Consider the following 13633-nt stretch of genomic DNA (forward strand, 5'->3'; position numbering starts at 1 on the left):
CTTTGCGGCTGATTGATGGCCGCTTGAACGCGTGGACGGCAGAGCCGTCCACCCTGCTTTGCTTTTTCGTAGGGTGGACACCTGTGTCCACGCGGTCCAGGTTGAACAATCAGTCGAAACATCATTCGTACTACCGGGGGAAAACCACCATGGCCATGGACCGCCTGTTCCAACTCATGAAGGAAAAAAACGCGTCGGACATGTTCTTCGCGGTGAACTCCCCGGTCCACATCAAGATCAACGGGAACCTCATCCCGATCAACCAGAACAAGCTCGACCCGAGCAACATCCTCTCCCTGCTGTCGGAAGTCACCACGCCTGAACAGCGCGAGGAACTCGAGCGCAACAACGAACTCAACATGGGCATCTCGGTGCCCAACCTGGGACGGTTCCGCCTGTCCGCCTTCCGTCAGCGCGGCAGCATCTCGGCCGTGTTCCGCTTCGTGCCGGCCACGATCCCGCCCTTGAACGAACTCGGCCTGCCGCCGGTGCTGTCCGAACTGATCATGGAAAAGCGCGGCCTGCTGCTGGTGGTCGGCGCCACCGGCTCCGGCAAGTCGACCACCATCGCCGCCATGCTCGACTACCGCAACGAGCACCGCACCGGCCACATCCTCACGCTCGAAGACCCGATCGAATACCTCTTCAAGAACAAGAAATCGATCGTCAACCAGCGCGAGATCGGCAGCGACGCCCGCGATTTCAACATGGCCCTGCGCAACTCGCTGCGCCAGGCGCCGGACGTGATCCTGATCGGCGAAATCCGCGACCGCGAGACCATGACCGCGGCGCTGGCCTACGCCCAGTCCGGCCACCTGGTCGTGGCCACCCTACACGCCAACAACAGCTACAACGCGCTGAACCGCATCATCAGTTTTTACCCGATCGAAAATCGCGCCGCCCTGCTGCAGGACCTGGCCTCGGCGACCAAGGCGATTGTCTCGCAGCGCCTGGTGCGCGCAGCGGGCGGCGGCACGCGCCAGCCGGCGGTCGAGATCCTGCTCAACACCCGCTACATCGCCGACCTGATCGAAAAAGGTGAACTCGGCGGTATCAAGGAAGCGATGGACAAGAGCCTGTCGCCAGGTTCGCAGTCGTTCGAAGCGGCGCTGCTGGCGCTGGTGCAGGCGAATCTCGTGACGCAGGAAGAAGCGCTGGCAAATGCCGACTCGGCCACCAACCTGCTCTGGCTGATGAACAACGGGCCGGCCAAGGATGCGAACGAGCAGGCTAAGAAAGATGAGCCGGACTCACCGACCTTCACTGAATTCACACTGAACGGCTAGGCGTAGAGTGGAAGGAAAACCCGCCTTTCGTGGCCCGGCCTACCCTGCATCGGTGGCGCTCGGGCCGAGAGCCGTTCACTAACATTTCCCGGCGATATCAACCTAACAGGCAGACACCGCCTGTGCTATCCTCGCCCCTTCCCGATTTCCGCCACACCGCAAGCCTGCCTTGCCTCGCACGATTACGCCCATGACCATCACCCTCTACGGTATCCCCAACTGCGACACCGTCAAGAAAGCCCGCACCTGGCTGCTCCAGAACGACCAGGACTTCAGCTTCCACGACTTCAAGAAACAAGGCCTGCCACGCGAACTAGCAGCGCGCTGGCTCGAACAGCTGGACTGGGAGGTCCTCGTGAACCGCAAGGGCATGACCTGGCGTAACCTGCCGGACGAGCGCAAGGCCGCCATCACCGACAAGGCTGCCGCCCTCGAACTGATGCTGGAAAACCCCTCCGTCATCAAGCGCCCGGTACTGGAAGGCGCCGGGCCACTGTCGGTAGGCTTCTCCGCCGACCAGTACACCCGTATCTTCGCGGAGGCCGCATGATCTCCAAGCCGTCGCGCACCCTCGACCTGGCCCAGGAACTGATCGCGCTCGACTCGATCACGCCGAACGACAAGGGCTGCCAGCAACGCCTGGCCGAGCTGCTGCTGCCGCTGGGCTTCGTCTGCGAGACCGTCGAATCGAACGGCGTCACCAACCTGTGGGCGCGCAAGGGGACCGAATCCCCGGTGTTCGTGTTTGCCGGCCACACCGACGTGGTGCCGACCGGCCCGGTGCACCAATGGAGCTCAGCCCCGTTCGAGCCGACCGTCCGTGACGGTAAACTCTACGGCCGTGGCGCCGCCGACATGAAGACCTCGATCGCGGCCATGGTCATCGCCTGCGAAGAGTTCATCGCGGCGAACCCCGACCATCTCGGTTCGATCGCCTTTTTGATCACCAGCGACGAGGAAGGCCCGGCCGTGGACGGCACCGTGGTCGTCTGCGACATGCTGGAAGAGCGCGGCGAGACGCTCGACTACTGCATCGTCGGCGAGCCGACCTCCAGCCACATCCTGGGCGACATGATCAAGAACGGCCGCCGCGGCTCGCTCTCGGGCCACCTGGTCATCAAGGGCATCCAGGGCCACATCGCCTACCCGCACCTGGCGCGCAACCCGATCCACCAGGCCGCGCCGGCGCTGGCGGAACTGGCGGCCGAAGTCTGGGACGAAGGCAACGAATACTATGCGCCGACTTCCTGGCAGGTCTCGAACATCCACTCGGGCACCGGGGCCACCAACGTGATCCCGGGCGAGATGACGGTCGACTTCAACTTCCGCTTCTCCACCGCCTCCACGGCCGAGGGCCTGGAAGCGCGCGTGCACGCCATCCTCGACCGCCATGGCCTGGAATACCAGCTCGACTGGACGCTGTCGGGCCAGCCCTTCCTCACGCCGAAGGGCACGCTGTCGGACGCGGTGTGCCAGTCGATTCGCGAAGAGACCGGCGTGACGACCGAACTGTCGACCACCGGCGGTACTTCCGACGGCCGCTTCATCGCCCGCATCTGCCCCCAGGTGATAGAATTCGGCCCACCCAACGCCAGCATCCACAAGATCGACGAACACGTCGAACTGCGCTTTATCGATCCCTTGAAGAACGTCTACCGCCGTACGCTGGAACACCTGCTGGCCGCCGCATAACCACGCTAACGCGAGAGAACACCATGACCACCACGCCTTTCAGCACCCCGCGCGACCTGCTGCGCTACGCCGTCACCCGCTTCAACGCCGCCAAGCTGTTCTTCGGCCACGGCAGCGCCGAAGCCTTCGACGAAGCCGCCTACCTGATCCTGCATACGCTGAAGCTGCCGCTCGACCGCCTCGATCCTTTCCTGGATGCGAAGCTGCTGCCGGAAGAAGTGCTGCAGGTGCTGCAGGTGATCGAGCGCCGCACGAGCGAGCGCGTGCCGGCCGCCTACATCACCAACGAAGCCTGGCTCGGCACCTACGCCTTTTATGTCGACGAGCGCGTGCTGGTGCCGCGTTCCTTCATCGCCGAACTGATCCCGAACTTCTTCAGCCCGTGGGTGACGAACCCGTTCGAGGTCGAGAACGTGCTCGAACTGTGCACTGGTTCCGGCTGCCTGGCGATCATGATGGCCGACGTCTACCAGAACGCCGTGGTCGACGCGGTCGACATCTCGACCGACGCGCTGGCCGTGGCCGAGCGTAACATCCGCGACTACAAGCTCGAAGGCCGCGTGAACCCGATCGAGTCGGACCTGTACGAGAACGTGCCGTTCAAGAAGTACGACCTGATCGTCACGAATCCTCCGTACGTGAATGCCTCGTCGATGGCCAAGCTGCCGCCGGAATACCTGCGCGAGCCGCAGATCGCCCTGCACGGCGGCGAAGACGGCATGGACCTGGTGCGCAAGATCGTGGCCGGCGCCGCCGAGCGCCTGACGCCGGAAGGCATCCTGGTGGTCGAGATCGGCAACGAAGCCGAGTACGCGGAAGCCGCCTTCGGCCACCTCGGCCTGACCTGGCTGACCACGAGCGCCGGCGACGACGCCGTGTTCCTGCTCACCGCCGAACAACTGCAAGCACAATAAGAACGACATGATCCGCTTCCTGAACGTCAGCCTGATGCGCGGCACCAAGCCGCTGCTGGAAGGCGCCGACCTGACCCTGAACCCCGGCGACAAGATCGGCCTGATCGGCGCCAACGGCGCCGGCAAATCCAGCCTGTTCGCCATGCTGCGCAACGAGCTGCACCCGGACGGGGGCGAGATCGACTTCCCCGCCAAGTGGCGCATGGCTTACGTGGCGCAGGAGACGCCGGCGCTGGACCGCCCTGCCCTCGACTACGCGATCGACGGCGACGTCAATTTGCGCCGCCTGCAGGCCGAGCTCGACGCGCTGGAAGCGGCGCCGCATACCGAGGAAAACGGCATCGCCATGGGCAACGTCCACAGCGCGCTGATGGATGCCGACGCCTATACCGTGCAGTCGCGCGGCGAACAGCTGCTGCTGGGCCTGGGCTTCTCGCTCGACCAGATGCAGCAGCCGGTGGCGAGCTTCTCGGGCGGCTGGCGCATGCGCCTGAACCTGGCGCAGGCGCTGATGTGCCCGTCGGACCTGCTGCTGCTCGATGAACCGACCAACCACCTGGACCTCGATGCCATCATCTGGCTGGAAGACTGGCTGAAGCGCTATGCCGGCACCCTGATCATCATCTCCCACGACCGCGACTTCCTCGACGAAATCGTCAACGTGGTGGTGCACATCGACGAACTGAAACTCAAGCGCTACTCGGGCAACTACTCGTCGTTCGAGCGCCAGCGCGCCGCCGCCATGGTGCTCGCTGCCAGCGCCCTGGAAAAGCAGCAGCGCACCCGGGCCCACCTGGAATCCTTCATCAACCGCTTCAAGGCGCAAGCCACCAAGGCACGCCAAGCGCAGAGCCGCATGAAGGCGCTGGCGAAGATGGAAGAACTGGCGCCGCTGCGCGCGGCCGCCGAGTTCTCGTTCGAGTTCCGCGATCCGCTGGCCGCGCCGAATCCGCTGCTGGTGATGGAAGACGTCGACGCCGGCTATCCGATCCTCGATGCCCACGGCGACAAGGTTGACAGCAAGACCATCGTCAAGCGCGTGAACTTTTCGCTGCAGATCGGCCAGCGCATTGGCCTCTTGGGTGTGAACGGCGCCGGCAAGTCGACGCTCATTAAAACGATCGCCGGCGAACTGGCGCCTGTGAACGGCACCGCCACCGTCGGCAAGGGCCTGTCGATCGGCTACTTCGCCCAGCACCAGGTGGAGATGCTGCGCCACGACGAATCGCCGCTGTGGCACCTGGCGAAGATCGCGCCGACCGTGCGCGAGCAGGAACTGCGCAACTTCCTGGGCGGCTTCAACTTCCCGGGCACCATGGTGACCAGCCCGATCAAGCCCTTCTCGGGCGGCGAAAAGGCGCGCCTGGCGCTGGCCCTGATCGTGTGGCAGCGCCCGAATTTGCTGCTGCTCGATGAACCGACGAACCACTTGGATTTAGAGACGCGCGAGGCGCTTACGCTGGCCCTGGCCCAGTTCGAAGGCACGCTGGTGGTGGTGTCCCACGACCGCCACCTGCTGCGCGCCACCACCGACCAGTTCATCATCGTCGCCGAGGGCAAGTTGCAGCCTTTCGACGGCGACCTGGACGACTACAAGGACTGGCTGTTCCAGACCAAGCTGGGCAAGGGAACGGTGGGCTTGCCGGCGGCCAAGGAGAGCAAGCCGGCTCCGGTGGCCGTGCAGGCAGCCGCTGCACCGGTGCCGGCGGCCGACCGCAAGGAGCAGAAGCGGCTCGACGCCGAAGAACGCCAGCGCGTGGCGGCCCTCAAGAAGCCGATCGAGAACCGCATCAAGCGTGTCGAGGAGCAGATGGCCAAGCTGAATGCGAAGAAGGCCGAGATCGATGCGCGCCTGCTGGAGCCGTCGGTCTACGAGGCGGACAAGAAGGATGAACTGAAAAACCTGGTGGCGGACCAGGCCTTCTGCGTGCGCGACCTGGGGACGCTGGAGAACGAGTGGCTGGAGTTGCAGGAGCAGCTGGAGGGCTTGGCGGCTTGAGCGGCGTTCCGGTTGTGTGACCGGGTTGTTTCTGCCGTGTGCGGTGGGTACGAGTACCCACCCTACGTGTTTTCGACTGATCTTGCGCTCTACCGCGTGGGCTCAAGAGCCCACCCTACGAACTACGTAAAACCCGGGTTTCGTAGGGTGGGCACTCGTGCCCACGCTGTCTGACCGGATGATCAAAGGCAAAACCGCCAATCAGGCCACCTGCCGCCGCGCCCCGTTATTAATCGACATCAGCCTGTCGATATCCACCAGTATCAGCCGCCGCCCTTCCGTCACCCCCAGCCCGATCAGGTAATCGATCGCGCTGCCGTCCGCGCCGGGAATCGGCGAAATCTGTTCCGCCGCCAGCGTCACCACGTCGGTCACGCCATCGACCACCATCCCCATCACGCAGGTCGAGAGTTTCAGGATGATGACGTCGGTCGTCGGTGTGGTGGCCACCGGGTGGCCGCAGAAGGCCGCGCGCATGTCGACGATCGGCATGATGACGCCGCGCGAAACGGCCACGCCTTCGACGATCTCGCCCCCTTCGGCGAAGCGCTCGAGCGACTTCAGCACGCGCAGTTCCTGCACCTTGCCGAAATCGAGCCCGTATTCCAGGCCGCCGAGGGTGAAGCTGAGGAAGTTCGCCCCCGTCGGGCGGTGAAGCATGATGTCCTTGTGCATGATGGCCCCCTGTCGAACAGCCACCATGCTAAGCCGTGCCGGCTACCCTCCTGTTGAGAGCGGTCAACATTTCCTAGAAACATTTTCCTAAGACATTAACTGGCCTGCCCTGCCGCGCCGTCCTGCCATTCGTAGCTGCCGCCCGCGCCCGCATGCAGCCGCGTGCCCTCGGCCCCGCGCAGGCGCAGCTTGATCTCGCGCGGCGCCAGGTGGTAGAAGCAGGCGCCGTCCGGATCGTAGGGCAGCCTGCGCACCTGCGTGTCGCCGGCCAGGTGGCCGATGTGCACGCGCGTAAAGGCGGCGCGTTCGGCGCGCTGGGCCTCGAAGCGGGCCAGCAGGGCCTGGCCCTCGGTCTGCTCGGCCTCGGCCGCCTTGCGTGCGTTCGAGACTTCGCCGATCTTCTGCAAATCCGGCGCCACCACCTGCCCCATCTGGCGGAACTGCGCGTTCTGCGCCGGGGTCAGGTTCATCTCGCCGCTGCGCACCTTGCCGGCGATCTCCAGGTACTTGCGCACCTCGGGACGGGCGCATAGGTGCGCCAGTTCGGCCTTGTGGTGGTTCACGGCGCCGGCAATCTGCGTCAGGCGGGCGCGCACCTGGCCCAGCACCTCGTCGATGCGGCCGCAGTCGGCGGCCATGGCGTACACCACCATCTCGCTGTCGCGCCAGGGCGCGGTGGCGTCGATGCGGATGTTGCGGGCGGCCAGCGCGCAGCCCTCGGCGCGGCCGAGGTGCAGTTCGTCGGCGATGATCTCGCAGTTCACCGCGTGCTCGATGCGCACCCGGGTGGCGGAGATCACGCAGTTCTCGGCGCGTTGCAGGCTGACCGTGCCGGCCAGGGCCGCAATCAGCGCCGACGAAGCCACGCCGTCGACCACGATGTCGCCGGCCTTGTTGGTGGCGCGTCCGCCGACCAGGTTGGCGCGCAGGCGCACGGCGCCGCCGCGCGAGACCAGTTCGCCGTACACGTCGCCATGCACGGTGATGCTGGTGCCTTCGATGACGCGCTTTTCCTGGACGTCGCCGAATTCCTCGTAGTCGCCGGTCAGGTTCAGGTTGCCGGTCGTTCTTGCGCTGACGCCGTCGCGGCTGACGATCTTGTCGCCGACCGAGAGCTGGCGCGTCTTGGCGTCCACGTTCAGGAAGCCGGTGCGGGTGGCGACCAGGTATTCGCCGTCGCGGCCCTTGTCGATGCTGGTGCCGCTGCCGGCATAGGTGGAAAAGTCGAGGTCGCGCGGCGCGGCCGGCTCGATGCGCAGACCGGATATCTCGAAGCCCGCCGTGCCGACCCTGGGCGGCAGCTTTTGTAGCAGGCGCGTACCGCCCTTGACCTGCGGGAAGCGGTTCTGGAAGCACATCAAATCGAGCTTGCCGTTGGCCAGCTGGCGCGGCGCGTTGCTGCGGTGGATGTCCTCGGAGACCTCGATCACGTTGGCATCGTCGCCCGGCACCGGTTCCAGGCGCCGCGCGACCACGATGCGGCCGGCATTCCCGGTGGCGATGGCGCCGCGTACGGCGCCGATGTCGATGCCGAAGCGGATGCCCTTGAGCCACATGTCGGCCACGAATTCGTCGATGTCCAGGCGAACCGGCACCTCGGGCTGGCCGTCGGCGCCGCCCAGGTGCACCGGTTCGAACACGTACTCGGCCTCGGCGCCGGCGATGCGCACCGCGCGGTACAGGGGGCGGCGCTGCAGGTTGAAGGGCACGATGTCGTCGGCCAGGCGCACCAGCGGCACGCCGTCGGGGCCGAGCGGCAGGTCGGGGCCGGTGTCGAACAGGGCTTTCAGCAGGACCGGGTAATTCAGGCCGGTGAAGTAGCGGCCGGAGCGCAGCACGCTGTCGACCGCGGCGAGCACGGTGGTGCCGAGCACGGCAGGATCGGCGAAGACGCCGTCGGGCCGGCGCTCGAGGCAATGCTCGGGGCCGCTCGATGCAAAGCGCGTCACCGGCGCGGCGGGAGAGGTGGCAACAACGGAATCGGACACGTTCGCGCTCCAGGTGAAGAACCCGCCCTTAACAAAGCGTCAAGGGTAAAGCGCAAAGCCTAACATGTTGTTAGTCATTAATGAATAACAAACAGCAATCTTTTAGATAACGAATAGCAAAGTTTCGCCTAAACACAACATTGGGCGCGGCGTCAATACGTACTGGCCGCAGCATGGCGGCGCCCGGTTCGGCCGCGCCAAGGAAAAAGCCGGGCAAGCCCGGCTTCGTGTCGAATAGGTCCCGCCTCAGCGGCGGCGCGCATTCGGGTAGATATCGGCCCCGGCCTCGTTGATCTGGCGCCGCAGGTCGCGCCGCTCGTCGGGCGTGAGCCGCCCTTCGCGCCGGCCGTCGCGCGACGACTGTTCCTGCATCTGCTGGCGCCGCTGCTGCTGGTCGTCCAGCATGCGCTGCTGTTCGCGCTGCTGGTCGCGCATCTGGTCATAACTGCGCTGTTCGCGCCCGTCGATCTGCGGTGCGGGGTAGCGGTCGGCGCGTGCCGACGGCGGCGGGGGCAGCTGCATGTCGTCGCGGCGTCCGTGGCTCTGTGCATGCGCGGCGCCGAGGCCGACGCAGGCGAGCATGCAAACGGCGAGACCACGGCGCGCCAGGCGGGCGAACCGGGGGCCTGGGCCCCGGGCTGCTGCATTGGTTTTGGTGAGCGCGTTTGTCATGGTGTTCCTCTTCCGCGATGCCGGATAAACAGATAAGCTTCGATGGGTCCCAGTGTATGTGGAATGCTTACCGGGTATAAGACCAATTGGGTAAAGTTTGTAACACAATGTAATGCCCCGCTCGTAACACCCGCTCCGAAGCGGCAGAGAAGTTACCATAGCGATACGAATCTGACAAACTGACAGCATATGAATACATCTTCCAACACGAATCCCGCCACCCCAGTCAGCACCGGCGGCCATAGCGCGAAGATCATGGTGGTCGACGACGACGTGCGCCTGCGCGACCTGCTGCGCCGCTACCTCACCGAACAGGGCTTCCAGGTCGTTACCGCCGAAAGCGCGCCGGCCATGAACAAGCTGTGGCTGCGCGAGCGCTACGACCTGCTGGTGCTCGACCTGATGCTGCCGGGCGAAGATGGCCTGTCGATCTGCCGCCGCCTGCGCGGCGCCGGCGACCAGACCCCGATCATCATGCTGACGGCCAAGGGCGAAGACGTCGACCGCATCGTCGGCCTGGAAATGGGCGCCGACGACTACCTGCCGAAGCCTTTCAATCCGCGCGAACTGGTGGCGCGCATCGGCGCCGTCCTGCGCCGCAAGGGCCCGGACGAAATCCCGGGCGCGCCGTCGGAAACCCCGCAGACCTTCGAGTTCGGCCAGTTCGTGCTCGACCTCGGCACCCGCACGCTGAAGAAGAACGGCGAGACCGTGCCCCTGACCACCGGCGAATTCTCGGTGCTGAAGGTGTTCGCACGCCACGCGCGCCAGCCGCTCTCGCGCGAAAAGCTGATGGAACTGGCGCGCGGGCGCGAATACGAAGTCTTCGACCGCTCGCTCGACGTGCAGATCTCGCGCCTGCGCAAACTCATCGAACCCGACCCATCGAGCCCGCTCTACATCCAGACCGTCTGGGGCCTGGGCTACGTCTTCATTCCTGAAGGCCAGCCGCGCTAAGTACTCAACCGGAAATAAATGTGAATTTTGGCAAACAGAACCGGATGCGGTGCAAGGCGGCGAGTGCGCCGCAGTGCGAGCACTGCAAGTACGAGCCAACGCAGCACAGCGCCGGTTATGGCCGCCAAAAACACATTTATTTATGGGTGAGTACTTAGTGTTCGCATCGCCATCTTCGTCGCGTCCGGGCCGAATGCCCTGGACGCGCAGCGGCCTGTTCTGGCGCACCTTCTTCCTGATGTCGCTGCTCACGACGCTGTCGATGGGTTCGTGGATCGGCATGCTGAACGTGTTCCAGCGCGGGCCGCAGGTGCAGCAGACCGCCGAACTGGTGGTCTCGGTGGTCACCATCACCAAGGCGGCGCTGACCCACTCGGCGCCGGAACTGCGCCGCGAGCTGCTGTTCGAGCTGGTCTCGAACGAAGGCATCCGCATCTTCACGCTCGAAGACTCGGACCAGGTCGACCCGCCGCCGGCGAACGCCCTGATGCCCGACATCGCCGCCGCCGTGCGCAACAAGCTCGGCCAGCAGACGCGATTTTCCAGCCGCGTGAACGGCATGGCCGGCTTCTGGATCAGCTTCAGCATCGAGGATGACCAGTACTGGCTGATGCTCGAACGCGAGCGCCTGGCCGGCCTGACCCGCATCCAGTGGCTGGGCTGGGCCAGCGTGGTGGGCCTGGTGTCGCTGCTCGGCGCGGCGCTGATTTCGAGCCTGATCAACCTCCCGCTGGCGCGCCTGACCGCCGCCACGCGCGCCTTTGCCAAGGGCGAGAAGCCCGCGCCGCTGCCGGAAAAGGGGCCGCAGGAGATCATCGAGGCGAACCGCAGCTTCAACCAGATGGTCGAGGACCTGGCGCAGGTGGAGAAGGACCGCGCCGTGATTTTGGCCGGCATCTCGCACGACTTGCGCACGCCGCTGGCGCGCATGCAGCTCGAAGTCGAGATGGCGAATTTGTCGCAGGATGCGCGCGAAGGCATGCAGTCGGACATCGCCCAGATGGACGCCATCATCGGCCAGTTCCTCGACTACGCCAAGCCGACCGAGGCCGCCACGTTCGTGGCGGTGGACCTGTCCGGCCTGCTGGCCGACAGCGCCATGCACGCGGCGCGCATGCCCGACGTGCGCACCAGCACCGACATCGACGAAGGCATCGTCGTGCTCGGCAACGAGACCGACTTGCGCCGCGTGTTCAACAACGTGGTCGAGAACGCGCGCCGCTACGCGCGTACGCCGGGTGAGGACACGACCAGCATCGATTTTTCCTGCCACGTCCGCACCACGCCGCAAGGCCGGCGCGCCGTGGTCGAGATCGGCGACCATGGCCCCGGCGTGCCCGAGGACCAGATCAACCAGCTGCTGAAACCCTTCACGCGCCTGGATACCGCGCGCGGCCAGGCGAATGGCGCCGGCCTTGGCCTGGCAATCGTCGAGCGCGTGGTCAGCCGCCACAATGCCGAACTCACGGTGCGCAACCGCGAAGGCGGCGGGCTGCTGGTGCAACTGGCCCTGCCGCTGGCTTCCTGATTTTCTTTTTCCCTTACCTGCCATGACCACTACCCTGCAGTACAGCGACGTCGAACAGGCCGCCGCACGCCTCGAAGGCGCCGCCCACCGCACGCCGGTGCTCACCTCGACCACCTTCGACGCGCGCGCGAATGCGGCCGTGTTCTTGAAGGCCGAGAACTACCAGCGCATGGGCGCCTTCAAGTTCCGCGGCGCGTACAACGCCATCGCGCGCTTCACCGATGCCCAGCGCGCGGCCGGCGTGCTGACCTTCTCGTCGGGTAACCACGCCCAGGCAATCGCCCTGTCGGCGCGCCTGGCCGGCATCCGCGCTACCATCATCATGCCGAAGGACGCCCCGGCGCTCAAAGTCCAGGCGACCAGGGAATACGGCGGCGAAGTGATCTTCTACGACCGCTACACCGAGAACCGCGAAGAGATCGGGCGCCGCCTGGCCGAAGAACGCGGCATGACCCTGATTCCGCCCTACGACCACCCGGACGTGATCTGCGGCCAGGGCACGGCGGCGAAGGAGCTTTTCGAAGAAGTCGGCCCGCTCGACGTGCTGCTGGTGCCGCTCGGCGGCGGCGGCCTGCTGGCCGGCAGCGCGCTGGCCGCATCGGGCCTGGCGCCGGACTGCAAGGTGATCGGCGTCGAGCCGGAGGCGGGCAACGACGGCCAGCAATCGCTGCGCAAGGGAGAGATCGTGCACATCGGCGTGCCGGACACGATTGCCGACGGCGCCATGGTCACCCACGTCGGCGAACACAATTTCGAGGTCATTCGACGCCGCGTGGACGACATCGTCACCGTCAGCGATGCGCAACTGGTGGAGACCATGAAATTTTTTGCCGAGCGCATGAAGATAATGGTCGAGCCGACCGGCTGCCTGGGTGCGGCAGCGGCCCTGCATGGCGTCTACCCGGTAGCCGGCAAGCGCGTGGGCGTCCTGATCAGCGGCGGCAACGTCGACTTGTCGCGCTTCGCCCAACTGGTGGGCGCCTGATGGAATTCATCCAGTCCGACGAACTGCCGCCGCCGGCCGGGCATTATTCGCAGGCGGTGGCGGCCGGCGGGCTGGTATTCCTGTCGGGGATCTTGCCGGCGCGCGCCGACGTCGACGCCGGCGCCGGCTTCGACGCCCAGTGCGCCTCGGTATTCGACCAGTGCGCCAAGGTGCTGTGCGCGGCCGGCTGCGGGTTCGATGACGTGGTCCAGTGCACCGCCTACATCGCCGGGGTCGAGCACTGGCCGGCCTTTAACACCTGCTATGCGGCCGTATTCGGCGAGCACCGCCCGGCGCGCGCCGTGGTGCCGGTGCCGGCCCTGCACTATGGTTTCCTGGTGGAAGTGCAACTCGTGGCGCAGCGGCGCTGAGGCTTGCAGCCCATGGCCGGGCTAGCTCATCCGTGGTTTTTTTGACAATTCTTTACCCAGGGTGAGTCACCTAACAGAGACAGGCGGCCTCGGCCGGGAGAATGGCTCCATCGAACAAGGAGCCAACCATGAGAATCCTGGCCTCTCTGAGCATCAGCCTGGCGGCCCTGGCGGCCGCCCCCGCCGCACTCGCCGGAACCGAGATCCTGAAATGCGTGGACAGCGCCGGCAACGTGACGCTGACCGACCAGCCTTGCGAAAGCGGCGCGCGCGCCACGCGCATGACGGCCGCCGCCCCTGCCCTGGTGCAGGATGCCTCCATGCAGGGTACGTCCGTCAGCGAGGCCGCACCGGACGCCGGGCAGCCGCAGCCGATCCAGCGCTTCGCCGGGTCGCCGCGCATGCAGCAGCAGCACGACTGGCGCCCGCGCATGCCGCAGCGCGACCGTCCGCTGGCGCGCGACGTCGCCACCCTGAAGGCGGCGCGTGCGCAACTGCTGTTGCTCGACTCGGACCGCACCCAGCTGGTGACGAGCCGCTGAAATACGCCTTGCCGCGGCCTTGCC

General features: G+C 65.8%; 13 protein-coding genes. 10 read left to right on the top strand and 3 right to left on the bottom strand.

The genetic code is table 11. From position 1 onward, the window contains the following. Window positions 1-149 precede the first annotated feature (149 nt). The 5 genes from LK540_RS09735 to LK540_RS09755 all read left to right on the top strand — a co-directional run bounded on the left by LK540_RS09735 (window position 150) and on the right by LK540_RS09755 (window position 5891). Window positions 150-1286: a PilT/PilU family type 4a pilus ATPase gene (locus LK540_RS09735; RefSeq protein WP_229437080.1), complete on the top strand. Its 1137-nt coding sequence runs from the start codon at window positions 150-152 to the stop codon at window positions 1284-1286. A gap of 190 nt (window positions 1287-1476) precedes the next feature. Further along, window positions 1477-1836 carry an ArsC family reductase gene (locus tag LK540_RS09740; protein ID WP_229437081.1) on the top strand — a complete coding sequence of 120 codons (360 nt, stop codon included), beginning with the start codon at window positions 1477-1479 and terminating at the stop codon, window positions 1834-1836. Beyond that, window positions 1833-2978: a succinyl-diaminopimelate desuccinylase gene (gene dapE, locus LK540_RS09745; protein WP_229437082.1), complete on the top strand. Its 1146-nt coding sequence runs from the start codon at window positions 1833-1835 to the stop codon at window positions 2976-2978. The genes LK540_RS09740 and dapE overlap by 4 nt, the downstream gene beginning before the upstream one ends. 23 nt (window positions 2979-3001) lie before the next feature. Beyond that, window positions 3002-3892 carry a 50S ribosomal protein L3 N(5)-glutamine methyltransferase gene (gene prmB, locus LK540_RS09750; RefSeq protein WP_229437083.1) on the top strand — a complete coding sequence of 297 codons (891 nt, stop codon included), beginning with the start codon at window positions 3002-3004 and terminating at the stop codon, window positions 3890-3892. Between the two features lie 7 nt (window positions 3893-3899). Then, a complete protein-coding gene (locus LK540_RS09755) occupies window positions 3900-5891 on the top strand; it encodes an ATP-binding cassette domain-containing protein (RefSeq protein ID WP_229437084.1) in 1992 nt (663 codons plus the stop codon). 201 nt (window positions 5892-6092) lie between these two features. Here the strand turns inward: LK540_RS09755 and LK540_RS09760 are convergent, their stop codons facing one another. From LK540_RS09760 to LK540_RS09770, 3 genes are all read right to left on the bottom strand, one after another. Next, complete coding sequence (locus LK540_RS09760) at window positions 6093-6566, bottom strand: chemotaxis protein CheW (RefSeq protein ID WP_229437085.1); 474 nt, start codon at window positions 6564-6566, stop codon at window positions 6093-6095. Between the two features lie 95 nt (window positions 6567-6661). Continuing rightward, complete coding sequence (locus LK540_RS09765; protein WP_229437086.1) at window positions 6662-8554, bottom strand: flagellar assembly protein A; 1893 nt, start codon at window positions 8552-8554, stop codon at window positions 6662-6664. Between the two features lie 246 nt (window positions 8555-8800). Continuing rightward, window positions 8801-9136: a hypothetical protein gene (locus tag LK540_RS09770; protein ID WP_229437087.1), complete on the bottom strand. Its 336-nt coding sequence runs from the start codon at window positions 9134-9136 to the stop codon at window positions 8801-8803. A gap of 279 nt (window positions 9137-9415) precedes the next feature. Here LK540_RS09770 and ompR point away from each other — a divergent pair, with 279 nt between their 5' ends. The 5 genes from ompR (at window position 9416) to LK540_RS09795 (ending at window position 13609) form a co-directional block, all read left to right on the top strand. Beyond that, complete coding sequence (gene ompR, locus LK540_RS09775; protein WP_229437088.1) at window positions 9416-10183, top strand: two-component system response regulator OmpR; 768 nt, start codon at window positions 9416-9418, stop codon at window positions 10181-10183. Window positions 10184-10376: 193 nt separating this feature from the next. After that, window positions 10377-11711 (top strand): ATP-binding protein, encoded by a 1335-nt coding sequence (locus tag LK540_RS09780; protein WP_229437089.1) that lies wholly within the window; start codon window positions 10377-10379, stop codon window positions 11709-11711. Window positions 11712-11733: 22 nt separating this feature from the next. Next, on the top strand, window positions 11734-12696 hold the full coding sequence (locus LK540_RS09785) for a threo-3-hydroxy-L-aspartate ammonia-lyase (RefSeq protein WP_229437090.1): 963 nt from the start codon (window positions 11734-11736) through the stop codon (window positions 12694-12696). Then, window positions 12696-13067: a RidA family protein gene (locus LK540_RS09790; protein ID WP_229437091.1), complete on the top strand. Its 372-nt coding sequence runs from the start codon at window positions 12696-12698 to the stop codon at window positions 13065-13067. The genes LK540_RS09785 and LK540_RS09790 overlap by 1 nt, the downstream gene beginning before the upstream one ends. Window positions 13068-13195: 128 nt before the next feature. Then, complete coding sequence (locus LK540_RS09795) at window positions 13196-13609, top strand: DUF4124 domain-containing protein (RefSeq protein WP_229437092.1); 414 nt, start codon at window positions 13196-13198, stop codon at window positions 13607-13609. The last annotated feature ends 24 nt before the right edge of the window (window positions 13610-13633 follow it).

Origin of the sequence: Massilia sp. IC2-278, from assembly GCF_020708045.1 — a bacterium.
Taxonomy (GTDB): domain Bacteria; phylum Pseudomonadota; class Gammaproteobacteria; order Burkholderiales; family Burkholderiaceae_D; genus Telluria.

Excerpts from the sequence above, each read along its gene's own strand:
- LK540_RS09735 (WP_229437080.1), top strand. The coding sequence starts at position 150 with ATGGCCATGGACCGCCTGTTCCAACTCATGAAGGAAAAAAACGCGTCG.
- LK540_RS09740 (WP_229437081.1), top strand. The coding sequence starts at position 1,477 with ATGACCATCACCCTCTACGGTATCCCCAACTGCGACACCGTCAAGAAA.
- dapE (WP_229437082.1), top strand. The coding sequence starts at position 1,833 with ATGATCTCCAAGCCGTCGCGCACCCTCGACCTGGCCCAGGAACTGATC.
- prmB (WP_229437083.1), top strand. The coding sequence starts at position 3,002 with ATGACCACCACGCCTTTCAGCACCCCGCGCGACCTGCTGCGCTACGCC.
- LK540_RS09755 (WP_229437084.1), top strand. The coding sequence starts at position 3,900 with ATGATCCGCTTCCTGAACGTCAGCCTGATGCGCGGCACCAAGCCGCTG.
- LK540_RS09760 (WP_229437085.1), bottom strand. The coding sequence starts at position 6,566 with ATGCACAAGGACATCATGCTTCACCGCCCGACGGGGGCGAACTTCCTC.
- LK540_RS09770 (WP_229437087.1), bottom strand. The coding sequence starts at position 9,136 with ATGCTCGCCTGCGTCGGCCTCGGCGCCGCGCATGCACAGAGCCACGGA.
- ompR (WP_229437088.1), top strand. The coding sequence starts at position 9,416 with ATGAATACATCTTCCAACACGAATCCCGCCACCCCAGTCAGCACCGGC.
- LK540_RS09780 (WP_229437089.1), top strand. The coding sequence starts at position 10,377 with ATGCCCTGGACGCGCAGCGGCCTGTTCTGGCGCACCTTCTTCCTGATG.
- LK540_RS09785 (WP_229437090.1), top strand. The coding sequence starts at position 11,734 with ATGACCACTACCCTGCAGTACAGCGACGTCGAACAGGCCGCCGCACGC.
- LK540_RS09790 (WP_229437091.1), top strand. The coding sequence starts at position 12,696 with ATGGAATTCATCCAGTCCGACGAACTGCCGCCGCCGGCCGGGCATTAT.
- LK540_RS09795 (WP_229437092.1), top strand. The coding sequence starts at position 13,196 with ATGAGAATCCTGGCCTCTCTGAGCATCAGCCTGGCGGCCCTGGCGGCC.